Annotated in this window: 24 protein-coding genes; 17 read left to right on the top strand and 7 right to left on the bottom strand. The window is 68.7% G+C overall.

All coding sequences use genetic code 11. The annotated features are described in order from the left end of the window. Nucleotides 1–2 precede the first annotated feature (2 nt). On the top strand, nucleotides 3–1,787 hold the full coding sequence (locus ACEN2M_RS09560; protein WP_441647885.1) for a polysaccharide deacetylase family protein: 1,785 nt from the start codon (nucleotides 3–5) through the stop codon (nucleotides 1,785–1,787). Then, on the top strand, nucleotides 1,787–3,472 hold the full coding sequence (locus tag ACEN2M_RS09555; protein ID WP_441647884.1) for an endo-1,4-beta-xylanase: 1,686 nt from the start codon (nucleotides 1,787–1,789) through the stop codon (nucleotides 3,470–3,472). Before ACEN2M_RS09560 ends, ACEN2M_RS09555 begins: the two co-directional genes overlap by 1 nt. A 97-nt stretch (nucleotides 3,473–3,569) precedes the next feature. On the opposite strand, the gene ispG is transcribed toward ACEN2M_RS09555, so the two are convergent. Continuing rightward, nucleotides 3,570–4,730 carry a flavodoxin-dependent (E)-4-hydroxy-3-methylbut-2-enyl-diphosphate synthase gene (gene ispG, locus ACEN2M_RS09550; protein WP_441647883.1) on the bottom strand — a complete coding sequence of 387 codons (1,161 nt, stop codon included), beginning with the start codon at nucleotides 4,728–4,730 and terminating at the stop codon, nucleotides 3,570–3,572. A gap of 69 nt (nucleotides 4,731–4,799) precedes the next feature. Then, a complete protein-coding gene (locus tag ACEN2M_RS09545; protein ID WP_441647882.1) occupies nucleotides 4,800–6,167 on the bottom strand; it encodes a M50 family metallopeptidase in 1,368 nt (455 codons plus the stop codon). A gap of 103 nt (nucleotides 6,168–6,270) precedes the next feature. Between ACEN2M_RS09545 and ACEN2M_RS09540 the strand changes: the two genes are divergently transcribed. The 5 genes from ACEN2M_RS09540 to ACEN2M_RS09520 all read left to right on the top strand — a co-directional run bounded on the left by ACEN2M_RS09540 (nucleotide 6,271) and on the right by ACEN2M_RS09520 (nucleotide 11,120). Continuing rightward, entirely contained in the window at nucleotides 6,271–7,620 is a 1,350-nt protein-coding gene (locus ACEN2M_RS09540) for a serine/threonine-protein kinase (RefSeq protein ID WP_441647881.1), read from the top strand. Then, nucleotides 7,617–8,096, top strand: coding sequence for a hypothetical protein (locus ACEN2M_RS09535; RefSeq protein WP_441647880.1), 480 nt, complete (start codon nucleotides 7,617–7,619; stop codon nucleotides 8,094–8,096). Before ACEN2M_RS09540 ends, ACEN2M_RS09535 begins: the two co-directional genes overlap by 4 nt. A gap of 76 nt (nucleotides 8,097–8,172) precedes the next feature. Continuing rightward, the gene (locus tag ACEN2M_RS09530) at nucleotides 8,173–9,516 is read left to right on the top strand and encodes a protein kinase domain-containing protein (protein WP_441647879.1); all 1,344 of its coding nucleotides are present in this window, start codon (nucleotides 8,173–8,175) and stop codon (nucleotides 9,514–9,516) included. Continuing rightward, the gene (locus ACEN2M_RS09525) at nucleotides 9,513–10,145 is read left to right on the top strand and encodes a hypothetical protein (protein ID WP_441647878.1); all 633 of its coding nucleotides are present in this window, start codon (nucleotides 9,513–9,515) and stop codon (nucleotides 10,143–10,145) included. The genes ACEN2M_RS09530 and ACEN2M_RS09525 overlap by 4 nt, the downstream gene beginning before the upstream one ends. A gap of 60 nt (nucleotides 10,146–10,205) precedes the next feature. Then, nucleotides 10,206–11,120 carry an NAD(P)-binding domain-containing protein gene (locus tag ACEN2M_RS09520; protein ID WP_441647877.1) on the top strand — a complete coding sequence of 305 codons (915 nt, stop codon included), beginning with the start codon at nucleotides 10,206–10,208 and terminating at the stop codon, nucleotides 11,118–11,120. 13 nt (nucleotides 11,121–11,133) lie between these two features. On the opposite strand, the gene dxr is transcribed toward ACEN2M_RS09520, so the two are convergent. Beyond that, nucleotides 11,134–12,222 carry a 1-deoxy-D-xylulose-5-phosphate reductoisomerase gene (gene dxr, locus ACEN2M_RS09515; protein WP_441647876.1) on the bottom strand — a complete coding sequence of 363 codons (1,089 nt, stop codon included), beginning with the start codon at nucleotides 12,220–12,222 and terminating at the stop codon, nucleotides 11,134–11,136. 214 nt (nucleotides 12,223–12,436) lie between these two features. Here dxr and ACEN2M_RS09510 point away from each other — a divergent pair, with 214 nt between their 5' ends. After that, complete coding sequence (locus ACEN2M_RS09510; protein ID WP_441647941.1) at nucleotides 12,437–13,120, top strand: lysophospholipid acyltransferase family protein; 684 nt, start codon at nucleotides 12,437–12,439, stop codon at nucleotides 13,118–13,120. Nucleotides 13,121–13,216: 96 nt separating this feature from the next. On the opposite strand, the gene ACEN2M_RS09505 is transcribed toward ACEN2M_RS09510, so the two are convergent. Then, on the bottom strand, nucleotides 13,217–13,477 hold the full coding sequence (locus ACEN2M_RS09505; protein WP_441647875.1) for a hypothetical protein: 261 nt from the start codon (nucleotides 13,475–13,477) through the stop codon (nucleotides 13,217–13,219). A gap of 141 nt (nucleotides 13,478–13,618) precedes the next feature. Between ACEN2M_RS09505 and ACEN2M_RS09500 the strand changes: the two genes are divergently transcribed. Together ACEN2M_RS09500 and ACEN2M_RS09495 are read left to right on the top strand one after the other, a co-directional pair. Further along, nucleotides 13,619–13,978, top strand: a complete 360-nt coding sequence (locus ACEN2M_RS09500; protein WP_441647874.1) for an ArsR/SmtB family transcription factor — start codon at nucleotides 13,619–13,621, stop codon at nucleotides 13,976–13,978. Further along, complete coding sequence (locus ACEN2M_RS09495) at nucleotides 13,975–14,442, top strand: SRPBCC family protein (protein WP_441647873.1); 468 nt, start codon at nucleotides 13,975–13,977, stop codon at nucleotides 14,440–14,442. Before ACEN2M_RS09500 ends, ACEN2M_RS09495 begins: the two co-directional genes overlap by 4 nt. Nucleotides 14,443–14,460: 18 nt before the next feature. Here ACEN2M_RS09495 and ACEN2M_RS09490 read toward each other — a convergent pair whose 3' ends face one another. After that, a complete protein-coding gene (locus ACEN2M_RS09490; protein WP_441647872.1) occupies nucleotides 14,461–15,363 on the bottom strand; it encodes a LysR family transcriptional regulator in 903 nt (300 codons plus the stop codon). Nucleotides 15,364–15,435: 72 nt separating this feature from the next. Between ACEN2M_RS09490 and ACEN2M_RS09485 the strand changes: the two genes are divergently transcribed. The 5 genes from ACEN2M_RS09485 to ACEN2M_RS09465 all read left to right on the top strand — a co-directional run bounded on the left by ACEN2M_RS09485 (nucleotide 15,436) and on the right by ACEN2M_RS09465 (nucleotide 20,364). Next, entirely contained in the window at nucleotides 15,436–16,374 is a 939-nt protein-coding gene (locus ACEN2M_RS09485) for a DMT family transporter (protein WP_441647871.1), read from the top strand. Between the two features lie 80 nt (nucleotides 16,375–16,454). After that, nucleotides 16,455–17,531 carry a hypothetical protein gene (locus tag ACEN2M_RS09480; protein WP_441647870.1) on the top strand — a complete coding sequence of 359 codons (1,077 nt, stop codon included), beginning with the start codon at nucleotides 16,455–16,457 and terminating at the stop codon, nucleotides 17,529–17,531. A gap of 49 nt (nucleotides 17,532–17,580) precedes the next feature. Then, nucleotides 17,581–18,147, top strand: a complete 567-nt coding sequence (locus ACEN2M_RS09475; RefSeq protein ID WP_441647869.1) for an RNA polymerase sigma factor — start codon at nucleotides 17,581–17,583, stop codon at nucleotides 18,145–18,147. After that, nucleotides 18,137–18,937, top strand: a complete 801-nt coding sequence (locus ACEN2M_RS09470; RefSeq protein WP_441647868.1) for a hypothetical protein — start codon at nucleotides 18,137–18,139, stop codon at nucleotides 18,935–18,937. Before ACEN2M_RS09475 ends, ACEN2M_RS09470 begins: the two co-directional genes overlap by 11 nt. An 83-nt stretch (nucleotides 18,938–19,020) precedes the next feature. After that, entirely contained in the window at nucleotides 19,021–20,364 is a 1,344-nt protein-coding gene (locus tag ACEN2M_RS09465; RefSeq protein ID WP_441647867.1) for an aminotransferase class III-fold pyridoxal phosphate-dependent enzyme, read from the top strand. Nucleotides 20,365–20,451: 87 nt separating this feature from the next. On the opposite strand, the gene ACEN2M_RS09460 is transcribed toward ACEN2M_RS09465, so the two are convergent. Beyond that, entirely contained in the window at nucleotides 20,452–20,940 is a 489-nt protein-coding gene (locus ACEN2M_RS09460) for an OsmC family protein (protein WP_441647866.1), read from the bottom strand. 89 nt (nucleotides 20,941–21,029) lie between these two features. Here ACEN2M_RS09460 and gabT point away from each other — a divergent pair, with 89 nt between their 5' ends. Both gabT and ACEN2M_RS09450 read left to right on the top strand, forming a co-directional pair. Then, on the top strand, nucleotides 21,030–22,412 hold the full coding sequence (gene gabT, locus ACEN2M_RS09455) for a 4-aminobutyrate--2-oxoglutarate transaminase (RefSeq protein WP_441647865.1): 1,383 nt from the start codon (nucleotides 21,030–21,032) through the stop codon (nucleotides 22,410–22,412). A 2-nt stretch (nucleotides 22,413–22,414) separates the two neighbouring features. Beyond that, nucleotides 22,415–23,452, top strand: coding sequence for an asparaginase (locus ACEN2M_RS09450; RefSeq protein ID WP_441647864.1), 1,038 nt, complete (start codon nucleotides 22,415–22,417; stop codon nucleotides 23,450–23,452). Between the two features lie 32 nt (nucleotides 23,453–23,484). On the opposite strand, the gene ACEN2M_RS09445 is transcribed toward ACEN2M_RS09450, so the two are convergent. Then, nucleotides 23,485–24,132 carry a cob(I)yrinic acid a,c-diamide adenosyltransferase gene (locus ACEN2M_RS09445; RefSeq protein WP_441647863.1) on the bottom strand — a complete coding sequence of 216 codons (648 nt, stop codon included), beginning with the start codon at nucleotides 24,130–24,132 and terminating at the stop codon, nucleotides 23,485–23,487. Nucleotides 24,133–24,190 lie beyond the last annotated feature (58 nt).

The following is a 24,190-nucleotide window of genomic DNA, read 5'->3' as shown; positions in this document are numbered from 1 at the left end:
TCATGCCCAGAATCAGATCGCGCTTGGTGCGGGGGCGAGCCAGACTCGCGACCGTTGTCGTCACGGCTGGGGCCCTGGCCGCCGCACTGTTGACCCCCGCGGTGGCGAGCGCGGTGGAGAATCCCGAGCCATCGGCGCTGGTGTCGTTCACCTTCGATGACGGCTCCCTCAGCTCCCTCACCCAGGCCGCACCGACGCTTCAGGAACACGGTCTGACGGGCACAAACTACGTGATCACCAACTGCGTCGGCATGACGACCGTGCCGAACTCGTGCCGGGCCAACAATGATGTGCCGTACATGACCTGGGCGCAGATCACCCAACTACGGACCCAGTACGGCTGGGAGATCGGCTCGCACGGAGTCGACCACCAGTGCCTCGCGTCAACCGGCGACGACTGCCAGGCCAACAAGTTGACTGCGGCCCAGGTCGACGCGCAAATGGCGAACAGCCGGTCCGCACTGGCCGCGCAGGGCATCACCGCGACAGCCTTCGCCCCGCCGTACGGCGACTATGACCAGACGGTGCTGGCCAAGGTGGCCAAGTATTATTCGTCCATGCGCGGCTTCAGAGACGAGGGCGTGAACCTCTGGCCGCTGAGTGACTATCTGGTCAACAACGTCGCGGTCGAAGAGGGTCTCGACACTGTTGCGACCCTCAAGGCCAAGGTCGACGAGGCCATCGCGGCAAAGACGTGGGTGGTGTTCACCTTCCACGACATCGTGCCGACGCCGAGCACCGATCCGGACGACTACCAGTTCGGCACCGCTGAGCTGGCCGAGCTGGCCGCCTACGTGGAAACCAAAGTGACCGCCAATCAGATCAAGAACGTCACCGTCTCCAAGGGCCTCGTGACCGGAACCCCCAACAAGATGCCCAACGCCACCTTCAACTCGGGCGTGGGCGAGGGCTGGCAGACCGACGCTCCCGCGACCATCACCACGGACGTCAACGGCAACGGCAGCTACCCCGACCCCACCCGGTCGATCAAGCTGGTATCCGGCGCGAGCACGTCGCACCTGTTCTCACCACAGGTCGCCGTCTCCCCTGGCACGAACTACCTCTATAAAAGCTTCCTCAACGTTTCCGCATTGACCACCGGCGAGGTGGCGTTCTATGTCGACGAGTACAACGCGGCCGGGGCCTGGGTCTCCGGGCAGTATCGCAAGCGAGAGAATTCCCGGTGGGTGGAGGAGCTCAATTTCACCTACACGCCGAGTTCGACGAGCGTGGCCAAGGCCAGTCTGCAGGTGATCGTTGCGGGCACCGGCATCACGGCGTATTTGGACAATGTGGAACTGCTGGCACTCGGGGCGGAGACCCCACCGCCCACGCCCAATAACCTGGTGGCTAACGGCACCTTCGACGCCGGCATCGGCGGCGGCTGGGCAACCGACGCGCCGACAGCCATCGTGGCCGACAGCGCCGGCAACGGCGCCCCGGCCAATCCCGTGAACTCGGTGAAGCTGCAGGGCACGGCGGCCAACGGCCACCTGTTCTCGCCGCAGGTCGCCGTGACGCCGGGCAATTACACAATCTCGGCGTACCTCAACATCAAGAACCGCACCGGCGGTGAGGTCGGCTGGTACATCGACGAGTACGACGCGAACGGCAACTGGATCTCCGGGCAGTGGAAGCTCGCCAGCACCGTGGTCGGCGTCTCCAACGTCGACCTGACGTACTCGCCGAGTTCGACCAGCGTGGCGAAGGCCAGTCTGCAGGTGTACGTGACCGGCAACTCCGGAGTACTGGCCTACGTGGACGACGTCCGCTGGTGGCGGCCCTGATGGCCGGACGCCGGCACGTGCTGATCGTGCTGGCGTCCGGCCTTGTGCTCGTGCTCGCGGGCTGTTCCTCGAGCGAAACGACAGCGACGCCCGACGCTGTCGTTGACCTGCTCGAGCAGGACTGGCAGACCCCCGGGGTGACGGTCGACGGCGACGGGCTGCAGGTCGTTGCCACCGCCCCGGTGATAGTCGAGCAGGATGGCGAGGGAGGCCAGCCGAACCCACCGGTCAACCTGGCCGGCACGCACCTCGAGGCCACCGGGGCTTTCGTGCTCAGTGCGACGTTCACCGACGTGACCGCCGACGTGTCCTGGGGCGTGTACGACAGCCCACCGGTGATCGCCGATGAGTTCCGGATCGAGCCGTCGGGCCTGCGCCTGACCCTCCGTGGCGACGATCTGGAGGTTGCGGTCTTCGACGGCTCGCCCCAACAGGAGGTGACCGCCCCCCGCCCGGCGCACGACGAGCACGTGACGGTCCCGGATCCGGCAGCCGAGCTCTCAGTGCACCGGTCCGGGAACACGCTCGAGATCGTGAGCGGCGGGGACACCGTGTCGTCGGTGCCCCTGGGCGGGGTGTTCGAGTCCGGACAGCTCTGGCTGGGGCTGTCGAGCACCGGAGGCTCCTTCCGGGTCGGCTCCCTCACCGCCGCCGCTCCCACGGGCTCCTCGGTGACCACCGCGGGCCCCGCGGTAGCCCAGGCCGAGCCGTCGGAGGACGGATTGCAGGCCCTGGCCGCCCGGACCCGGCCCGACTTCACAATCGGTGCGGCTGTGGCCCTCGGTCCGCTCGCCTCCGACCCTGAATACGCCCGGGAGCTGGTCGGCAACTTCGGGGCGCTCACGCCGGAAAACGCCATGAAGCCGCAGTTCCTCTCACCACAGCAGGCCGTGTACACGTTCGAGGAGGCCGACGCGATGCTGGCGATCGCCGAGAGCAAGGGCATGGCCGTGCACGGGCACACCATCGCCTTCACCGAGGCTATGCCCCGCTGGATGCGGGAGCTGCCCACCGGCTCCGAGCTGGAGCGCCGGGCCAGCGCGGAGACCCTGCTCGACTATGTCACCACGGTGGTTACCCACTTCAAAGGACGGCTCGACTCCCTCGACGTCGTCAACGAGCCGTTCGACGTCGACCAGGGCACCAGCTTCCAGCAGAACATCTGGTACCGCGTCTTCGGGCCCAGTTACCCGGCGGTGATCTCCAGTGTCGTCCACGAAGCCGACCCGGAGGTGAAGCAGTTCATCAACGAGAACGGGGCCGACGTGCCCGGGCACCGCCAGGACGCCCTGCTCAAGCTCGCCCTGGATACCAACGCGCTGGGCGGGCACATCGACGGCGTCGGGCTCCAGGCGCACGTCTACGATCTGGAGACCGACGCCATCTCCGCCGACGACCTCGGCGCCACGCTCGCCCGTTTCGATGACGCTGGGCTGCGCGTGCGCATCTCGGAGAACGATGTCACCGACGACCGGGGGCCGTCCGCCCAAGCAGAGCAATATGCCACGGTGTTGTCCACCTGCCTGCGCTCGCCTGCCTGCATCTCGTACACGACCTGGGGTGTGGACAACCGCTACAACTGGTGGCTCGACGACGACGGCAGCCTGCGGCAGGGCCACGACTTCGTGTTCGACGACGGGCAGCCCACGCCCGCGTACGACGCGCTGAGGCGTGCGCTGGGCTGACCGGCGGCAACTGTTACCCGTGCGGACACATGGACCCGGCACGCCGGGACCATGTGTCCGCAACGGGAACAGTTAGCCGATGGAGTTGGCTGGCTGGCTAGTTGGCGCCGACCGTCACGACGGGGGAACCGAGGGAGTCTTCGCTGGGCGGCATCTCGGCGGCCATACGGTTGGCCTCCTCGATCAGGGTTGCCACGATCTCGGATTCCGGCACGGTCTTGATGACCTCACCGCGCACGAAGATCTGGCCCTTGCCGTTGCCGGATGCCACGCCCAGGTCGGCGTCGCGCGCCTCACCGGGTCCGTTGACGACGCAGCCCATCACGGCCACGCGCAGCGGAACCGTCATGCCCTCGAGGCCGTCGGTGACGTCGTTGGCGAGCTTGTACACATCCACCTGGGCCCGGCCGCAGCTGGGGCAGGAGACGATCTCCAGCTTGCGCTCGCGCAGGTTCAGCGACTGCAGAATTTGCAGGCCCACCTTGATCTCCTCGGCGGGCGGGGCCGAGAGCGACACCCGGATGGTGTCGCCGATGCCCTCGCCGAGCAGGATGCCGAACGCCGTGGCGCTCTTGATGGTGCCCTGGAACGACGGGCCGGCCTCGGTGACACCGAGGTGCAGGGGCCAGTCGCCGCGCTCGGCGAGCAGCCGGTAGGCCTTGACCATGATCACCGGGTCGTTGTGCTTGACCGAGATCTTGAAGTCGTGGAAGTCGTGCTCCTCGAACAGGCTGGCCTCCCACACGGCGCTCTCGACGAGAGCCTCCGGGGTGGCCTTGCCGTACTTCTGCAGCAGGCTGGGCTCGAGCGAACCGGCGTTGACGCCGATGCGGATCGACACGCCGGCGGCCTTGGCGGCGGCGGCGATCTTGCCGACCTGGTCGTCGAACTTGCGGATGTTGCCCGGGTTCACCCGCACGGCCGCGCAACCGGCGTCGATGGCCTGGTAGACGTAGCTCGGCTGGAAGTGAATGTCGGCGATGACCGGGATCTGGCTCTTCTTGGCGATGATCGGCAGCGCCTCGGCGTCGTCGCGGCTCGGCACGGCAACACGCACGATGTCACAACCGGAGGCGGTGAGTTCGGCGATCTGCTGCAGCGTCGCGTTGATGTTCGTCGTCGGGGTCGTTGTCATCGACTGCACGCTGACTTGCGCGTCGCCGCCGACGAGGACCTTGCCGACCTTGATCTGGCGGGACTTGCGTCGGGGAGCGAGGATTACGGGGACTTTGGGCGTACCCAGGTTTATTGCGGCCACGAATGTAGCTTACGCGTGCACGATCCCAGGAAGCTGAACCCTTGCCCAGACGCGGCTGCGGCGCGGAGCTCAGCCGAACAGGTTGACCGGCTTGACGATGTCGGCGTAGATGAGCAGCAGGCTCATACCGCCGAGAACGACCACGACGGCGAAGGTGAGCGGCATCAGCTTGGCCGTGTCGACGGGGCCCGGGTCGCGGCGCTTGAACAGCTTGGCGAACCAGCGGCGGATGCCCTCCCACAGGGCTCCGGCCACATGCCCGCCGTCCAGCGGCATCAGCGGCACCAGGTTGAACACGAACAGGGCGATGTTGAGCGAGGCGAGCAGGCCGATCAGGCTCGCCGCCTTGGTCTGCAACGGGATGGTGTCGATGCTGGCGATCTCGCCCGCCACCCGGCCGACGCCCACCACGCTGATCGGGCCGTTCGGGTCGCGCTCCCCCGGGCCGAACGCGGCGTTGGCCACGTCGATCAGGCGCTGCGGGAGGTTCAGGATCATGTGGAAGACGCCGGAGATGTTCTCGCCGACGGCGGGCAGCACCGCTGTGACGGGCTGCTGCACGAGTTCGCCGGCCGGGCCGATGCCCACGAAGCCCACCTCGACGGTCTGCGGGTCGCCGCCGGCGTCGGTGATGATCTGATTGGCGTCATCCGTGACGTAGCGCTCGGTGAGCTTGGGGGTGATCACGAGGGTCTGCTCGGCGCCGTCGCGTTCGACGATCACCTGCAGGGGGGTGCCTGAGGACTCGCGGATGATCGCGGTGGACTGCTCCCAGCTGGTGATCTCGGTGCCGTCGATGCTCACCAGGCGGTCGCCGGGCTCGAGGCCCGCCGCCGCGCCAGGGGCGGCTTCGTCGCCGTCCGCGCAGGTCTGCCGGTCGCTGGTGGCGGGCAGCACGCAGGCGCTGACGCTGCCGACCGTGGTACTGGCCTGGGTGCTGCCGAAGCCCATCAGCAGCACTCCGAAGAGCACCACGGCTATGAGCAGGTTCATGAACGGGCCGCCGAGCATGATGATGATGCGCTTGAACACCGGCAACTTGTAGAAGGCGCGGTGGTCCTCGCCCTCGCCGATGGTGTCGGCGCTGGCCTGGCGGGCGTCGTCGACCAGGGTGCCCAGGGCGCTCGGCTTCTTGACCGGTTCGCCCTCTTGCACAAGCTGGTTGAAGAAGCCGGTGCTGTTGGGGCGGGCGGCGCCATCATTGGACGGCGGGAACATGCCGATCATCGAGATATAGCCACCCATGGGGATGGCCTTGACGCCGTACTCGGTCTCGCCCTTACGCTTGGACCACAGGGTCGGCCCGAAGCCGATCATGTACTGGGTGACCTTGACGCCGAACAGCTTGGCCGGAACGAGGTGGCCGATTTCGTGCAGACCGATGGAGAGCGCGAGGCCCACGACGACCACGGCTACGCCCAGAATGTATAGAAGCACGGTTTCCACATCCGTAGATTAGCCTTCTCTTGCTGCAAGTCGGCTGGTCGTTGACCGGCACCGAGCTAAGACCCGAGAATTGCCAGCACCCGATCCATCCCACGTGCACCACTGGAGGCCCGCCCTGTCTGCTCCGACCGAACCGCTGCGCGATCCGTCGCGGTCAGACAGCCTGATCGGGCTGGTTCTCGCCGACAGGTTCCGGTTGGACCGCCTGATCGGCACCGGCGGCATGGCCACCGTCTACGAGGCCGCCGACCTGGCACTCGGCCGCACAGTGGCGCTCAAGCTGTTCCGCATGGACACCGCCGACGACGCCGGGCCGCAGCGGCAGAGCGGTGAGGTCATGGTGCTCGCCAGCCTGAACCATTTCGCACTGGTCACCCTGTTCGACGCCGGCACCGAACACGTGGACGGCGTGACCCGCTCGTTCATCGTGATGGAGTACGTCGACGGCTCCGACCTGCGCAGCCGCATCAACGACGGCGCGGTGGCGCCCGCCGAGGTGGCCAGGATGGGCGCCGACCTGGCCGAAGCCCTGCACTATGTGCACGCGAGGGGCATCATCCACCGTGACATCAAGCCGGCGAACGTCCTGCTGGCCCCGTCCGATTTCCCCGGTCGGGTGTCGCACGCGAAACTGGCCGACTTCGGCATCGCCAGGCTCTTCGACGCCACCCACCTCACCAAGACCGGCGCGGTGCTCGGCACCGCAGGCTACCTCAGCCCCGAGCAGGCACTCGGCCAGCCGATCGGACCGCCCAGCGACGTCTATTCGCTCGGCCTGGTGCTGCTGGAGAGCCTCACCGGCACCCGCAGTTACCCGGGCACGGCAATCGAATCGGCCATGGCACGGCTGCAGCGTCAGCCCGAGATCCCCGAGGAGCTCGGCGCCGAGTGGGGAGCGGTGCTGGCCGGCATGACCGCCCGCGACCCGGCCGAGCGCCTGTCGTCGGCGGATGCCGCGGTGCGACTGCGCGATCTCGTACCGGCGGGATCGGCCGGCGCGGGGCCCAGCCCCGACCCGGCCTCGGCCGACGCACCGACAGAGCTGCTCACCGCCGCCGCGGAGGGCACGGCAGCCACGACGCTGCTCCCGGCTGCCACCGCGGAGGGCACGGCAGCCACGAAGCTGTTCCCGGCTGCCACCGGCAACGAACCGACCCAGGTGTTGACCCGCTCGGAGGCGGAACTGCCCACTGAACAGACCGCGAAGACCGAGAGGCTGAGCCCGGTGACGCCGCCGGCCCGGCCGAACCCGGCCCGAAGGTCCCGGCCGCGGGTGCGCCGCCGGCCGCTGATCATCGGGGCGCTGGTGGCGGTGGCCGCGGTGATCGCGCTGGTCTTCGCCCTGCAGCCCACCGATCCCGCGTCGGAGCCCCCGGCCTACCCCGCTGTCGATGGCGACCTCGGCACCCACCTGCAGCAGCTTCAGGAAAGCGTGAACCCATGAGCGCCACCCGAACTCTCCGCACTCGCGTCGTTCTGGCCGTGACCGGCATCGGCCTGGCCGGAGCCCTGCTCGCCGGCTGCGCGGCCGGCCCGCCCGCGCTGAACGCCGGTACCGCCGCCGAACTGCAGGAGGGGGTACTCGCGGTGAGCACCGCGGCGGCCGCCGGAGACTACGCGACGGCGCAGACGGCGCTCGGCACTGTGCAGACCGCCCTCACCACGGCGTCGGCCGCCGACACCGTGACGGCGGCGCGAGCCGGGCAGATCCAGACCGCCATCGACCTCGTCGACGCCGACCTCACCGCCGCGATCACGGCGAACACCCCCGCAGAAACGCCGGCCACGCCGACTCCGGTCAGCACCTCGGACGAGGACGACGAGGACGACGAGAAGACCGAGAAACCCGGGAAGCCGGAGAAGCCCGGCAAAGACGACAAGTCTCCCAAGGGGTGCGAGAAGAAGGACGACTGCGACTGAAACTCGCTAGCGGGGTGCCGCTGCGCGCACCTTGACGGACCTCGGAGCGAGGCAAAGAATTGCCCCAAGCCATTTCTTGGAGGCCCGCCTGTCTGCATCCGCCGAGCCGGTTCGGGAACCGGCGCCCACCGATAGTTCGCTCGGACTCATCCTCGCGAACCGGTACCGCCTCGCCCGGCTGATCGGCACGGGCGGCATGTCGGAGGTCTATGAGGCCTCCGATCTTGCCCTGGACCGCACCGTCGCCGTGAAGCTCGTGACCCTCGATCCCCGGGGCCCATCCGCGTCTGGGGATACCGCGTCTGGCGAGGCCCGGCGGGGCCGGCTGAACGACGAGGTCAGGGTGCTGGCGCATCTCAATCACTTCGCCCTGGTCACCCTGTACGACGCCGGCACCGCGGTCATCGACGGCGTGCCCCGCTCCTTCCTGGTGACCGAGTTCATCGATGGCGTGGATCTGCGCGGCCGCATCCAGGAGGGCCCGCTCGAGCCGGGCGAGGTGGCCAGGCTGGGCGCCGACCTCTGCGCAGCCCTGGCCTACGTGCACTCCCAAGGCGTCGTCCACCGGGACATCAAGCCGGCGAACGTACTGCTGGCACCGTCCGATTTTCCGGGACGCGGCCAGCACGCCAAGCTTGCCGACTTCGGCATCGCCCGGCTTGTCGACGCCGCCCATCAGACCAGGCCGGGAACGGTGATCGGAACAGCCGGTTATCTCAGCCCCGAGCAGGCGCGCGGCCAGCACGTCGGCCCGGCCAGCGACGTGTACTCGCTGGGTCTGGTGCTGCTCGAGAGCCTCACGGCCGAGCAGTGCTACCCCGGCACCGCGACGGAATCCGCCCTGGCCCGGCTGCACCGGCAGCCGGAGGTGCCGCCGTGGCTCGGCGAGGGCTGGCGCCATCTGCTGACCGGCATGACCGTGCGGGAGGCCGAGCACCGGCTTCCCGCCGCGGATGCCGCAACGCGCCTGCTCGCCCTGGTCCCGCCGACGAACGCACCAGACGACGACACCACCAGGGCCATCGTGTCGCCCCTGGTTGACCCGCGCGAGGCTCCCGAACCTGGCACCGACGCCCCGACAGCGGTGCTGCCCGCCGTTCACCTGCCCACCATGCACCTGCCCGCCGTTCAGCTGCCCGAGGCCCAACCGCCCGAGGCCCAGCCCGCTGTTGCGCCGGTGACGCAGCCCACTCCCCTAGCCGAAACCGCGCCATCCACCGGGGCCAGGCACCGGAACGCGCCCCGCCGGTCGCGCTGGCGCCTCGTGCTCGGCGGCGTCTTGGTGGCTGTCCTCGGCGTGGCAGCGGCGCTGCTCACGGTGCCCAGGGAAGACCCCGCGCCGACCCCGCCCGCTTACCCGGCCGTGGAGGGCGAGTTGGGTGAACACCTCGAGCAGCTGCAGGAGAGTGTGAACCCATGAACCGGCAGAGCCCGAAGGCGCATCGACCGGGGGCACGCCTGACTGCGGCCGGCGTGATTCTGGTGGCGACCCTGCTGGCCGGTTGCACGAGCACGGCGCCCACCCTGCAAGCCGAGACCGCGGGCCAGTTGCAGGCCGCCGTGCTGTCGGTGAGCACCGCTGCGGCGTCGGGCGACTTCGCCGGTGCGAAAGATGCCCTCGAGTCGTTGAAGGCGGTGCTGGCCACGGCCACCGAGGAGGACAGGCTCAGTGCGGGCCGGGCCAGCGACATTCAAGCTGCCATCGCCCTTGTCGAGGCGGACCTGGTCGCCCTCCTCACTCCCCAGACCCCGTCACCCAGCACACCACCCGCTGCCCCGCCGCCGGAGACGGACGAACCGGTGGCGCCTCCCCCCGAGCCCGAGCTCCCGGATCCGCCCCCGGTGACGCCCGAGCCTGAGCCCCCTCAACCCACCGAGCCGCCGCCCGCCGAGCCGACCGAGCCACCCCCGCCCGAACCCACCCCGACTGTGGAACCGACACCGCCGGCCACTCCCGAGCCGACGCCGGCCCCGACACAGGTGCCGGAGGCCGAGCCGCCCGCACCGCCGGCGGAGGAGCCCGGGCAGGAAGATCTGATCGACGACTAGACGCCGAAGCGCGGCCACCCCGGTAGTCTGTCCCCGTCAACCCACGTGTCGGAGGATCCCATGCCCCAGCATCTCGTCGTCGGAGCCGGCTGGATCGGCAGCGAACTGGCCCGCCAACTGGCGGCCAGAGGTGACAACGTCACCGTCGCCACCCGCTCCGGCACAACCCTGGCCGGCACCACGGCCCGGGTCCTCGACGCGTCAGATCCCGTGGCGTTCTGCCTCGCGGCCGAGCGGATGGAGACCATCTTCCTGTGCACCAATCCCCCGTACCCCGACTGGGCCCGCCGGTGGCCGCCGGTGTTCGCCGCGGCCATCGCCGCGGCATCCGTCAGCGGTGCCAACCTTGTCGTGATGGGAAATCTCTACCCCTACGGCTCGCCCTCCGGGCCGATGAGCGAACACAGCCCAGAGACCACGACCGAATCGAAGGGCGTGATTCGACGGGAGGGCTGGCATCGGGTGCTCGAGGCGCACGAGCGCGGTGATATCCGGGCCGTGGAGGTGCGCGCGAGCGACTACTTCGGGGCCGGGGTGAGCGGAAACGCCCACCTCGGCCAGGCCTTCTTCGGCCCGGTATTGGCCTCTAAGACCGCCCGTGGTGTCGGTCTCCCCGGCCTCGTGCACAGCTGGAGCTATCTCCCGGACATCGCCGCGACCATGATCGCGGCGGCCGACCTTACCGGCGCGTGGGGTCGACTCTGGCATGTGCCGAGCGGCGCACACAGCCGCACAGACATCGCCGGCCAGCTGAATGCGCACTACGGCAGCCACGGGTCGGTGGCCGGTTACCCCCAGTGGATGCTGCGCTCACTCGGCCTGGTCAGCCCGCTGATGCGCGAGGTAGACAAGTCCAGCTATCAGTTCCGGGTGCCGTATGTGATCGATTCCGCCGAAACCCAGCGGGAGTTGGGGGTGGCCGCCACCCCGTGGGACGAGGCGCTGATCACCGTGGCCGAGAGCTACCGCAGCTAGGGACACACCCGGGTCAGCGGGCGATGGTGTCGATGATGGTGTCCGCGGCCGCGCGGGCCCAGCGTTCGGCCTCGGCGAGGGATTCGAGGGTGAGCTCGCCCTGCGTCTCATGGGCCTCCACGACCCGCTGCACCGTATCGACGATGTCCAGGTAGCCGATCCGGCCGGCGTGGAAGGCCAACACCGCCTGCTCGTTGGACGCGTTGAACACGGCCGGGTAGGTGCCGCCGGCCCGACCCACCTGCTTGGCCAGCTCCACGGCGGGAAACGCCTCGTCGTCGAGAGGTTCGAAGGTCCAGGTGTGCGGGGTGGTCCAGTCGATCGGCACACCGACGGCGACGACCCGGTTCGGCCAGTCCAGGCCCAGCGAGATCGGCAGGCGCATGTTCGGCGGTGACGCCTGGGCGATGGTGGAGCCGTCGATGAACTCCACCATCGAGTGGATGAGCGACTGCGGGTGCACGACGACGTCGATGCTCTCGTAGGGCACGTCGAAGAGCAGGTGGGCCTCGATGATCTCGAGTCCCTTGTTCACCAGGGTCGCGGAGTTGGTGGTGATGACCAGGCCCATGTCCCAGGTGGGGTGGGCGAGAGCCTCACGTGGGGTGACGTTCGTCATCTCGGCGCGCGACCGGCCGCGGAACGGGCCGCCGGATGCCGTGAGCACCAGCCGGCGAACCTCGTCGGCGGTGCCGGAGCGCAGGGCCTGGGCGATGGCGGAGTGTTCCGAGTCGACGGGCACGATCTGGCCGGGCGCGGCGAGCGCCTTGACCAGGTCGCCGCCCACGATCAGGGATTCCTTGTTGGCCAGGGCGAGGGTGCGGCCCGCCTTGAGCGCGGCGAGGGTCGGACCCAGCCCCACCGAACCGGTGATGCCGTTGAGCACGACGTCGGCGTCGACATCCCGCACCAGCTGTTCGGCCTCTGCAGCACCGACGGCGGTGTCGTCCACGGCGAACTCGGCGGCCTGTGCGGCCAGCAGTTCGCGGTTGCTGCCCGCGGAGAGGCCGACCACCTCGAACCGGGTGGGATTGGCCTTGATGACGTCGAGCGCCTGGGTTCCGATCGAGCCCGTGGACCCGAGAATGATGATTCGCTGCACGCCCCCATGGTAGGCGCACCGCGGATATATGCCGGGCGCGACTGACCCTGCGCTGTAGGGTCGTTGAGTGACCGGAGCCAAGCACGACCCAGCATCCGAGCCCGAAACCGCGCCGGGAGCCCCCGTCGAACAGGTGCCGGCCGACGACGAGATCGTCGAGCTACCCGCCAAAGCCAAACGGCCGGGGTTCGTCTATTTCCTCGGCTACGGCATCATGGCGCCCATCGCCCGGCTGGTCTTCCGGCCCCGGATCACCGGCAAAGAGAACATCCCGCGCGAGGGCCGGGTGATCCTCGCGAGCAACCACCTCTCGTTCATCGACAGCATCGTCATCCCGCTCACCGCTCCCCGCCGGGTGCAGTTCCTGGCCAAGTCCACCTACTTCACCGGCACCGGCTTCAAGGGCTGGGTCTCCCGCCAGTTCTTCACCTCCATCGGCGCCGTCGGGGTGGAACGCGGTGCGGGGCAGGCCGCTCAGGTGGCTCTCGACGCCGGCAAGGACATCCTCGAATCCGACAGCGCCTTCGCGATCTACCCGGAGGGCACCCGCTCCCTGGACGGCCGGCTCTACCGCGGCCGCACCGGGGTGGGCTGGCTGGCCCTCACCACCGGCGCGGTGGTGGTGCCGGTGGGCCTGATCGGCACCCAGGAGATCATGCCGGTGGGTTCGAAGATGCCGCGCATCCGCCGCATCAGCGTGAAGTTCGGTGAACCGATCGACGTGAGCGTGCACGGTGCCGCGGACTCCGGCCGGGCCCGCCGCAAGGCCACCGACGAGATCATGGCCGCGATTCACGACCTGACCGGTCAGGAACTCGCGCACAGTTACAACGAATCACCGCCCACCACCGTGGTGCAGCGGGTCAAGCGTGCCATCTGGTGGCGCGAGCTGCGTTAGCCGCACCCCCGCCGGTTTGCGCAACGCAAATAATGACTTCGCGCGCAAGTAAGGACGGAATCCGGTAGGTCGTCCTTCTGGAGTTCCGAGTTCCCTCTACAGTTTCGTAATCCTTTTGTGGAGCAACTGCGCTGTCTCGGCGGGCAGCCCGATGTCGGCCAGGGCGAGTGCCACGAACTCATCGTGGGTGATCGTGCCGGTCGCCAGCAGGAGCATCAGTTCAACGTCGCGCCGGGATGCCTCGCGCCCTTCGTGCGCGTCGCTTCCGAAGTTGCTCGCCACACGCCAAGCCGTCTCAGAGTCGACCCCCTCGAAGAGCTCGGGAAACAGCACTTGCACATCGTAGCCACCGGTCATCAGAAGCCCTTCTCGTCTAGGTCATTGTCGCGTACATGCACGGAACGGACCACGTGCCGCGACGAGGCTGTCCGCCTTGACCTCGGCCAGCTTCACACTTAGCCCTTGCGCTTAGTGACGAGCACGGGCTAACTTATCCGCATGGCTCAGCGACTCTCGACACTCGACGGTGTCTTCCAGGCCGTCGCCGACCCCACCCGGCGTGCGGTGCTCGGCCGGCTCGGCTCAGGGCCGGCCAGCATCGGCGAGCTGGCGGCGCCTTTCGACATGGCGCTCCCCTCGTTCATGAAGCACATCCGCTACCTCGAAAAGAATGGGCTGATCACCACTCGCAAGATCGGGCGGGTGCGCATGTGCACGATCGAACGTGACAGATTCACCCTGATCGAGAGCTGGCTGAGCGAGCAGCGCAGCATCTGGGCGGGCCGCACCGACCGCCTCGAGCAGTTCGTCACCGCCCCCACCCCCGACGTCAGGCCCGACAAGGAGACCTCCGCATGACCGCATCCGCTCACCCCGAACTCGACCTCACCGTCTCGCGCCTGATCAAGGCCCCGCGCGCCAGCGTCTGGAACGCCTGGGCGGACCCGGCCAGCTTTGAGCAGTGGTGGGTACCCGCCCCCACCCTGTGCCGCGTGCGCGAGATGGACCTGCGTGCCGGCGGCTCCTTCCGCACCGAGATCAGCGACGACGGGCTCGAGTTCGGCCCGCACATCACCGGTTGCTTCCTGGCTGTCGACGAGCTCGAGCGAATCGTCTACACGGATGCGCTTGTGGCCGGCTGGCGTCCGTCAGAGGCCTCGTTCGTGACAGCCGTGATCACCCTGGCAGACCACCCCGAGGGCACCGAGTACACCGCCACGGCCATGCACCGCAATGTGACCGACCGTGACCGGCACGAGGAGCTCGGCTTCCACGACGGCTGGGGCACAGTCATCCGTCAGCTCGCCGACTTCGTCGAGTAGCACCCTGACCCGGGCCGGTCACCTGGTGAGCGCCGCGGCGATGGTGCGGATCTCTGCCAGGACCGTCTGCGCGTTGGCACGCTCCAGGGTTTCGGGACGAGCCAGGCAGTCGATGTGCCGGCCTAGTTCCGGGCGCGTGAACGGACGCAGCACCAGCTGCGGGTGCTCGCGCAGGTCGGTCGTATACCGGGGCATCAGCGCCACAGAACCGCTCGCTTCGACAACGGCGGCCGCAACGGAGAACTCGTTGATCCGGTGCAGGATGCGTGCCTCTCTCCCCCCTATCCCCGTAATCACCGAGAGGGCCTGCTCGAGCGGGAAGCCTTCGTGGACGGCGACCCAGGCCTCGTCGTGGAGGTCCGCCGGTTCGATCGCCGCTTTCGCCGCGAGTCGGTGATCGCGTCGGACGGCGATGTCCAAAGGCTCGAACACGAGAGGTTCCACCCGCACCGACCCCGGCCAGGGCGGGCTGCCGGCCAGCCTGTGCGCGAGCACCAGATCATGATCGGCCGCCAGCCGGGGGAAGTCTTCTTGGGCCACATCGAAGTCGGTCAGCCGCACGTCGGGCCGGTCAGAACCCGCGCACGCGGCGAGCAAGGGCCCGAAGACGGCCAGGCCCGCGCTGTGGAAGGCCGCCACCGACACTGTGCCCAACTGATCGCCCTGGAAACGAGCCACCGCCTGGGCGGCGCGCTCGAGCGCCACCTCCACGTCGATCGCCGCCATCGCCAGGGCCCGCCCCGCGTCGGTGAGAGCGGTCCGGCGCCCGTCTCGGAAGGTCAGCGGAGCGGCCGAGTGCCGTTGCAGGGCGCTGATCTGCTGCGACACAGACGAGGGCGTGACGTACAACGCCGCCGCGACGGCGGTGATGCTGCCCCGGTCGCCCAGCTCTCTCAACGCGCGAAGTTGACCCAGTTCCATAAGTTCAAACTAAAGCATTCAACATGAAACTGCTCCCTTGTCTTATGTGATGCCGGACCGGACGATGGTGGAATGCCCGCCATCCTCAGCCGTTTCCGTGTTGACCTGCTCCTGCTCCTGGTCGCCGCCACCTGGGGGTCGACCTACCTGGTGGCCAAAGAACTTGTCACGCCTCAAGCCGTCGTGGCCCTCCTCGCACTCCGGATGCTGCTCGCCGCGGCCCTCCTGGCAGCCATCGTGGCCGTTCGACGCACCCGGATCCTTGCAGCGGAACTGCGAGCGGGCGTGCTGCTCGGAATTGTGTTGGCTGCGGTCTTCGCCTTCGAAACCTTCGGGATAGCCCACACCTCCGCCACGAATGCCGGACTGATCATCAGCCTGACAATCGTGCTCACCCCGATCCTTGATTCGGCGGTATCCGGGCGCCGACTGCCCGGCAGGTTCTTCCTGGCCGCGACGATTGCCGTTGCCGGGGTGGCCCTGCTCGCCGGCAACGGTGTCTTTCAGGCGCCGAGCCTCGGCGACCTGCTCATCCTCGTCGCGGCAATCGTTCGGGCCGTGCACGTCACCTCGATGTACGCCCTCACCGGAAACACACCGATGAACTCGCTTCACCTCACCACGGTGCAACTGGCCACCTGCGCGACGCTCTTTTCGGTGGCCTCCCTGTTCTACGGCGACTCGATCCCGCATTTCCTGGCCCGGCTCGACCCCGGCCGCGCGGCCCTGTTCCTCTACCTCGTGCTCGTGTGCACTGTCTTCGCGTTCCTCGTGCAGACCTGGGCCGTCCGGCGCACCTCGCCCTCCCGGGTGAGCCTGCTGCTTGGCACCGAGCCGGTCTGGGCCGCGCTCGTGGGCATCACGATCGCTCGTGACCCCGTGGCCCTGGCCGGTTACGTGGGTATCGCGCTGATCCTCGCCGGAACCGCGTGGGGCCGGTCCATCGAGGAACGAAGCCGCCTCACCCCAGCACTCGAGTCTTCCGTTCCGGTAACGAACGCGCCCCACTGATCGACGTGGCCCGCCGCCCCGGGCATGGTGGAGCCATGCAGCCACCGAAACCGACAGACAGATTCTCGGCCCGGAGCCGGGTGCTGCTCGGCGCAGTGACGGTGTCAGTTCTGCTCACCGGATGCGCCGGCGCCCCCGGCGGCAACGCGCAAGCCACGGAGATCGCCACGATCGTCGATGGCTACGATTGCCTCGCGCCGAACCTGGGCGGCTGGGTGCTCCCTCCCGACCAGACCGGCACACCCGATCCCGAGCATCCGGACGCGCCGGCAGCGGGTCGTGTGCCGGCGGATTTCACCCCGACCCTGGCCGTGCGGTGCGACCTGATGGCGAGCATCGAGGACGCCGAGGGAAGGTGGAGCGGCGTCACCGCGGTGACCCTCACGGGCGATCTCACCCCACTCCTCGCAGCCCTGGCCGAGCCGAACGACGCCCCCTGGCTCGGCCCGTGCACCGCCGACATGGAACTCGTACCGCCGCTCTGGCTCGTCGACGCGATCGGTCGGGCGATCAACGCGCACTACCCCAGCACCGGATGCGGCAAGACGAAGCCCGGGGTGCGCGACGCCCTCGCCGGGCTGACCGTGCGCGAGAGCACGACGTTGAAGCAAACGCTGGTTGAACCGCGCGCCGCGATCGACAGCCGCTGCGCGACGGAGTGGACCGCTCCGTTCGATGGGGAAACGCTCCTCCAGTCGACCGGCTCGCTCCCCGGCATTGAGGACGTAACGCCGGCTCCCGGCACCCCGCGTGCCGCCACGGTGCCGACCGACGCGGCACCGACCGAAATCGACGGGATGCGCTGGTGCCGCTATGCGGTCGAGGCCCTACCGACGGACCCGCCCGAGTCGGGCGCGGCGACGGCGATCCCGGGGGCGATCACCCTTCGCACCGGCCGGTTCGTCGCCGGTGGCACACTCGACACGGCGACCGCCCGGCTGGTGGCCGATGTGGCCGCGTCCGAACCGGTACCGCGATCCTGCGATGCGACGGCAGCGATGTTTCTGGTACTCGTGCCGAGCCAGGGCGGGCAAGACCTCGACATGACCTTCACCGCCGAACTCGACGGTTGCGAGCTGCTGTACCGCGACGGAAGCGGCTCGCGTGCGCTCCCGGCCGACGTGCGCGACCTTCTCATTGCGCAAACCACGTCGTGACAATCACACGGGCATGCAGCGAATTCCTGTGCAGCGGACATTACAGAGCATGAGGGTCTCCGATGAAGATGACTGGGCGCTCGTCGTGGCCGGCGACGGTGAGGCCTTCGGGCGGATCTTCGACCGGCATCGTGACCGCGTGCGTCGCCATTCCCTGAGACTCGCCCCGACGCCCGGTGAGGCGGAGGATGTCGTCTCCCTCACCTTTCTCGAGGCCTGGCGCAAACGAGAGAAGATCCGGTTCGTCGACCGGTCGATACTGCCGTGGCTGCTGAAAACCGCCACATACACGTGTCTGAATCTGGCGCGCTCTGAGCGGCGGCATCGGATCGCGCTGAGCAAACTGCCGGCCGCGGAGCCGAGCTACGATCCCCCGGAACGTGGCGACGACGGCACGATATTCGCCGCGATGCGGCGTCTGGGCGCCCCTGATCAGGAGATCATCACGCTCTGCGTGCTCGAAGGGCTCTCGGCTGAAGAAGCCGCCTCGTTCCTGGGCATACGTGCATCTTCGGCCCGATCCCGGCTGTCGCGTGCGCGATCGCGTCTGCGAGATGAATCTCCCGAACTCCAACCACCCGGGGTCCGATCGGAAGGTGTGCCCAATGCCTCGTGACGCAACCACCCGGGATCAGATGCAGCGTCGCATGCTTGTTGCTCTCGCTGATTCCGCCCCGCTGACTCGTCGACGTCCGAAGCTGCTGGCCATGCTCACGGTCTTCGCCATCTCCGGGGCCCTCACTGGAGCCGCGGTATCCGCTGCTGCCGCTGTCCTGACCGCGGAACGGGCAACCATCTCCCGCCAGACGCCGACGACCTCGATGCTCGCCGCGCTGGTACCCGGCGACACTCAGCTTGTCGGGGAGCCGTTCCGCATCGAGGACGGAGCCGGTGCCTCGACGCTGAATGTCGGTGTGATTCCGGAAGGCGCTACCGAGCTCTTCATCTCGTTCGGATGCCTGGACGCGGGCACCTACACCACCTCGATCGACGGGTCGGTGTCAGGCATCTACTCCTGCGACGGCCCCAGTCTGAATTCCGGGGGCGGGCGCGCGGTGACAGGCGCTGCACCGCACGCCATCAAGGTAGCCGGAGAGGGTCGATACGTGCTGTGGGCGTCCTGGTCCGCTCGCGCAGTCCTAGCCCAGGCGTCGGCGGAACAGTCTGCGACGATGGCCGATGGCACCGTGACTGAAGCCGAGTATCAGGAGGGCTTCGAGCGTTTCCAGCAGTGCATGGCCGACGCCGGGTATCCCGTCGATGTGGCCGACGCAGCGGGACCATTGATCAGCTACTCCACCAGCGGAGCCGCTGTCGATTCGGGCAGCGAAGGGGCCTGCTACGCGGCCGAGTTCAGATCGATCGATATTGCGTGGCAACAGTCGACCGCGGCGAACGGGCCCTGAGGGCATCGCGGCCGGTGCGCATCCGTTCAGTGCCGGCGGGTGCTGCGGGGCGGCCACCCAGCCGACCTCCGTAAGCTGGGGGCATGTCTTCTTCCTTCTCGGTCAGCCAGGAGCGCAAGCTCGTCACCGCCCTCCCGGGCCCACGGTCAATCGCGCTGCAGGAACGACGCGTTCGCGCCGTGTCTGCCGGGGCCGGCACCCTTGCCAACATCTACATGGACCACGGCGCGGGAGCGATCCTGGTGGACGTGGACGGCAACCAGATTATCGACCTGGGCTGCGGCATCGGCGTGACCACCATCGGCCACGCCCACCCGGAGGTCGCCGCGGCCGCGGCCGCGCAGGCCGGCAAGCTCACCCACACCCTCTTCACCGTCACCCCGTACGAGAACTACGTGCGCGTGGCCGAGAAGCTCGCCGAGATCACCCCCGGTGACTTCGAGAAGCACTCGATCCTGGTGAACACCGGAGCCGAAGCCGTGGAGAACGCGGTGAAGATCGCCCGCAAGTACACCGGCCGCCGCGCCATCGTGAGCCTCGACCACGCCTTCCACGGCCGCACCAACCTCACCATGGCGATGACCTACCGCCCCTGGCCGGAGCGCGTGGGCATGGGCCCGTTCCCCGGTGAGATCTACAGCGTGCCCACCAGCTACCCCTACCAGGACGGCCTGTCCGGCGAGGAAGCGGCCGAGAAGACCATCGACTACATCCAGACCCACATCGGCGCCTCCGAGATCGCGGCGTTCTTCGTCGAGCCGATCCAGGGCGACGGTGGCATCGTCATCCCCGCCCCCGGCTACTTCAAGCGGCTGAGCGAGTTCTGCACCGAAAACGGCATCGTCTTCGTCTCCGACGAGATCCAGGCCGGCATCGCCCGCACCGGCGCCTGGTACGCGATCGAGCACCACGGCGTCGTGCCCGACCTGGTCACCACCGCCAAGGGCATCGCCGGCGGCTTCCCGCTGGCCGCCGTCACCGGCCGCGCCGAGATCATGGATGCCGTGCAGCCCGGCGGCATCGGCGGAACGTTCGGTGGCAACCCGGTCTCGACCGCGGCAGCCCTGGCCGTGTTCGACATCATCGAGCGCGACAACCTGCTTGATGAGGCCAAGCGCGTGGAGAAGGCCCTCTGGGCCCGCATCGGCGACTGGGCGGATAAGTTCGACATCGTCGGCGACGTGCGCGGCAAGGGCGCCATGTTCGGCGTCGAGCTCGTGCACCCCGGCACCAAGAAGCCGTTCCCCGAGGCGCTTTCCTTCGTGCTCAAGCACGCGACCACCAACGGCGTGATCGTGCTGGATGCCGGCAGCTGGGACTCCGTGCTGCGGATCATGCCGTCTGTGGTCATCTCCGATGCCCTCATCGACGACGCCGCTTCGGTGCTCGAAGAGGCCTTCACCCTGTTCGCCGCTGCTCAGAAGTAAGGCGGCAGCCCGCGAAAGCGGTCCCGTGGTCACCTCCGCTCTGCGGAGGCAACCACGGGGCCGCTTTCGCGGTTGAGGCGGGCGGGTTTAGAGCAGCGACGCCGGTTCCGCGACGGTGGTCACCGATTCGTGGCCGACCGGGAAGTTCACCGACGCGGCGATGAAGCAGGCCCTGGCCGCCTCGGCGTGCAGGCTCTGCGCCAGCTCCACCTGGTCGGGATCGGCGATGGTGACCCGGGGACGCAGGGTGGCGGCTGTGAAGTGGCCACCGCCATCCGTGGTCTGCGCCATCGTGCCGATGGCGTCGTCGGAATAACCGACCACCACCACCCCGTGCGTGGCGGCCACGTGCAGGTACGAGAGCATGTGGCATTGGCTGAGCGCGCCCAGCAGCAGCTCCTCGGGGTTCCACCGGTCGGCGTCACCGTGGAAGGTGCGGTCGGCCGATCCTGCGATCGGTTCGTTGCCTGCCGAGGTGAGAACGTGATCGCGACCGTAGGCGCGGTAGCTGCTGGTGCCGGTGCCGCGGTTGCCCGTCCAATGGATCTGCACGGCATAGTGATGTACACCGATCATGGCGTCTCCTTCGGGTTTCACGCTTACTGCCAATTCTGGCAGGGAATAGCCCGGGTGCTCGCTCCCGCGGGCGGTAAACTGGCGCGATCATGACTGACACGCTGACTGATTCCGCTGCCGCTTCCGCCCCCTCGTCCCCGGTCTACACGGTGACCCAGGAACGTAAGATCGTGACGGCCATCCCCGGCCCGCGCTCGACCGAGATGCACCAGCGACGTCTGGCCGCGGTGTCCTCCGGCGTCAGCTCGGCCCTTCCGGTCTACATCAAGAAGGCCAGTGGCGCCATCATCGTCGACCTCGACGACAACCAGTTCATCGACCTTGGCGCCGGCATCGGCGTGACGACGGTCGGGCACTCCGAATCCAGCGTCGTGACCGCCGCGACCGGACAGTTGAACGACTTCGTGCACACCCTGTTCACCATCACCCCGTACGAGGAGTACGTGCGGGTCGCCGAGTTGCTCGCCGCGCACACCCCCGGCAGCTTCGCCAAGAAGACCGTGCTGATCAACTCGGGTGCGGAGGCCGTGGAGAACGGCGTGAAAATCGCCCGCAAGTACACCGGTCGCCGCGCCGTCGCGGTGCTCGACCACGCCTACCACGGTCGCACCGTGCTCACCATGGCAATGAACTACAAGGCCGCTCCGTACGCCACCGGCTACGGCCCGCTGGCCAGCGACGTCTACCACGCGCCCAACTCCTACCCGTATCACGACGGCCTGTCGGGCGCTGAAGCCGCCGCCCGCACCATCGCCTACCTCGAGAAGGTCATCGGCGCCAGCGACCTGGCCTGCCTCGTCGTCGAACCGATTCAGGGCGAGGGCGGCTTCATGGTTCCGGCCGAGGGCTACCTGCCGCTGCTGCAGGAGTGGTGCACCGCCAACGGCGTCGTGATGATCGCCGACGAGATCCAGAGCGGCATGGCCCGCACCGGCGCCTACTTCGCCAGCGAGCACTTCGGCTGGGAGCCCGACCTGGTGCTGGTGGCCAAGGGCATCGCCGGCGGCATGCCGCTGGCCGCCGTGACCGGCCGCGCCGAGATCCTCGACGCCTCCCAGCCCGGCGGGCTCGGCGGCACCTTCGGCGGCAACCCGGTGGCCTGCGCCGCCGCGATCGCGGTGTTCGAGGCCATCGAACGCAACAACCTCCTCGCCGAAGGCCAGCGCATCGAGAAGACCCTCCGCGCGGGCCTGAGCACGCTGGCCGACAAGTACGACATCATCGGCGAGATCCGCGGCCGCGGTGCCATGATCGCCATCGAGCTTGTGCAGCCCGGCACCCAGACCACCAGCAAGGCTCCCAACGCCGCCGCGGTCACCGCCATCGCGGCATACGCGGCGCAGCACGGGGTACTGCTGCTCACGGCCGGCACCTACGGCAACGTGCTCCGGTTCCTGCCCAGCCTGGCCGTCACGGATGCGCTGCTGGCCGATGCCCTATCGGTGATCGACGACGCGATGGCGGCGCTGTAATCGTGACGACGTCGACTCCGGCCGCCTTCGGCGCGGCGGCGCCATCCACCGCGGGAACCATCGAGGTCATCGACTCGGTGGAACTGGCCGTCGTCGAACGCTCCGGCTTCATCGAGTCCCGCCACGCCGGGGCGGCCGTGGTCCTCAGCGGCGACGGCGCCGTGCTCCGGGCCCTCGGCGATGTCAACGCCCCGGTGTTCCCGCGCTCCTCGATGAAACCGTTCCAGGCCATCGCGGTCATGGCCAGCGGCGTGGTGCTGCGCGGGGAGGATGCCGCGATCGCGACCTCCAGCCACTCCGGCACCCAGAAGCACACCGACCTGGTGCGCGGGCTCCTGGCCCGCGCGGGGCTCTCCGAAGCCGACCTGGGCTGCACGCCCACCTGGCCGGGCGACTCCGCCACCCGCGACAACCTGGTGCGGCAGGGCAACGGGCCCGCCCCGATCTACTCGGACTGCTCCGGCAAGCACGCGGCGATGCTCGTGGCCTGCGTCCAGAACCACTGGGTCACCAACGGCTACCTCGATCCCGAGCACCCGCTGCAGAAGCGCATCCTCGACGTCGTCGAGCGGTTCACCGGCGAACGCCCCGCTGCCAGCGGCGTCGACGGCTGCGGCGCCCCCGTGCACGCGCTGTCGCTCACGGCGCTGGCGCGCGGCATCGCGCGGATCGCCACATCCAAGTCGAGCTCACCGTTCGCCATCTACCGTGAGGCCGGGTTCCTGGCCGAGGCGGTGCGCGAGAACGGCTGGGTGATCGCCGGGCCCGGCCTGCCGGACTCGATCGCGATCGAACGGCTGGGCCTGTTCGTCAAGGGCGGTGCAGAGGGCATCATGGTGGCCTCCGCCCAGAACGGCACCACCGTGGCGCTGAAGATCCTCGACGGCAACCTGCGGGCGGCCACCATCGTGGCGCTGAGCCTCTTGGCGGATGCCGGGGCCGTGGCCCGCGCCGACGTCGACGCCATCGTGCCCGAACTGAAGCTCGGTGTGCTCGGCGGCGGCAACCCGATCGGCCAGATCCGCGCCAGCTACGTCTAACCCCGTTCGCGAAAGCGTTACTTGCGCGCTGATCAGGCCAGGGTGGCGGGGTCCGCGGCGGGGTCCGTGCCGTCTTCCTGGTCCATGGCCAGCGCCGAGGCCTCCGGCACCCACTGCACGTCGCCGTGCTCGGCGTTCGCGCCCCTGGCGAGCACGAACAGCAGCGTCGACAACCGGTTCAGGTAGCGCGCGCACAACGGATTGACCACTGCAGGATGCGCCTCAACGGCGACCCAGACCGCCCGCTCGGCACGCCGCACCACGGCACGCGCCTGGTAGAGCAACGAGGCGGCGACGGTGCCGCCGGGGAGCACTCGGCCGCTGAGGTCGGCGGCATCCGGCTCGAAGTGGTCGACCGCCCGCTCCAGGCGGGTCAGGTGGGATTCCTGGATGCGCGCGGTCGCGGGCTCGGCAGCGTCCAGCGGCACGGCCAGGTCGGCGACCAGGTCGAACAGGTCGTTCTGCACGCTCGCCAGGGTGGAGGTGATCCCGATCGGCAGGTTGCCGACGGCCATCACCACACTCACCTGCGCGTTGGCCTCGTCACACTCCTCGTAGGCGGCCACCCGCACATCGGTCTTGGCCACGTCGCCGTGCCGACCGAAGGTGGTGCGACCGGAATCACCTCGCCCGGTATACAAAGAGGGCCCAGCGGTTCCGGATTCATCGAGTTCAGCCATAGCCGCCACTATAGTAATGTCCCCTGAATCCACGTACCGTGGAGGCAGACCACGGGCC

This window comes from Cryobacterium sp. W22_MBD10_FK3 (genome assembly GCF_052113745.1).
Lineage (GTDB): Bacteria > Actinomycetota > Actinomycetes > Actinomycetales > Microbacteriaceae > Cryobacterium.
The sequence above is the reverse complement of the archived record's forward strand: the minus strand, read 5'-3'. Positions and strand labels throughout refer to the sequence as shown.

Coding starts and splice junctions, on each gene's coding strand:
- ACEN2M_RS09560 (WP_441647885.1), top strand. CDS start 3: ATGCCCAGAATCAGATCGCGCTTGGTGCGGGGGCGAGCCAGACTCGCG.
- ACEN2M_RS09555 (WP_441647884.1), top strand. CDS start 1,787: ATGGCCGGACGCCGGCACGTGCTGATCGTGCTGGCGTCCGGCCTTGTG.
- ACEN2M_RS09535 (WP_441647880.1), top strand. CDS start 7,617: ATGAGCGCCACCCGAACTCTCCGCACTCGCGTCGTTCTGGCCGTGACC.
- ACEN2M_RS09525 (WP_441647878.1), top strand. CDS start 9,513: ATGAACCGGCAGAGCCCGAAGGCGCATCGACCGGGGGCACGCCTGACT.
- ACEN2M_RS09520 (WP_441647877.1), top strand. CDS start 10,206: ATGCCCCAGCATCTCGTCGTCGGAGCCGGCTGGATCGGCAGCGAACTG.
- ACEN2M_RS09510 (WP_441647941.1), top strand. CDS start 12,437: ATGGCGCCCATCGCCCGGCTGGTCTTCCGGCCCCGGATCACCGGCAAA.
- ACEN2M_RS09505 (WP_441647875.1), bottom strand. CDS start 13,477: ATGACCGGTGGCTACGATGTGCAAGTGCTGTTTCCCGAGCTCTTCGAG.
- ACEN2M_RS09500 (WP_441647874.1), top strand. CDS start 13,619: ATGGCTCAGCGACTCTCGACACTCGACGGTGTCTTCCAGGCCGTCGCC.
- ACEN2M_RS09495 (WP_441647873.1), top strand. CDS start 13,975: ATGACCGCATCCGCTCACCCCGAACTCGACCTCACCGTCTCGCGCCTG.
- ACEN2M_RS09490 (WP_441647872.1), bottom strand. CDS start 15,363: ATGGAACTGGGTCAACTTCGCGCGTTGAGAGAGCTGGGCGACCGGGGC.
- ACEN2M_RS09485 (WP_441647871.1), top strand. CDS start 15,436: ATGCCCGCCATCCTCAGCCGTTTCCGTGTTGACCTGCTCCTGCTCCTG.
- ACEN2M_RS09475 (WP_441647869.1), top strand. CDS start 17,581: ATGAGGGTCTCCGATGAAGATGACTGGGCGCTCGTCGTGGCCGGCGAC.
- ACEN2M_RS09470 (WP_441647868.1), top strand. CDS start 18,137: ATGCCTCGTGACGCAACCACCCGGGATCAGATGCAGCGTCGCATGCTT.
- ACEN2M_RS09465 (WP_441647867.1), top strand. CDS start 19,021: ATGTCTTCTTCCTTCTCGGTCAGCCAGGAGCGCAAGCTCGTCACCGCC.
- ACEN2M_RS09460 (WP_441647866.1), bottom strand. CDS start 20,940: ATGATCGGTGTACATCACTATGCCGTGCAGATCCATTGGACGGGCAAC.
- gabT (WP_441647865.1), top strand. CDS start 21,030: ATGACTGACACGCTGACTGATTCCGCTGCCGCTTCCGCCCCCTCGTCC.
- ACEN2M_RS09445 (WP_441647863.1), bottom strand. CDS start 24,132: ATGGCTGAACTCGATGAATCCGGAACCGCTGGGCCCTCTTTGTATACC.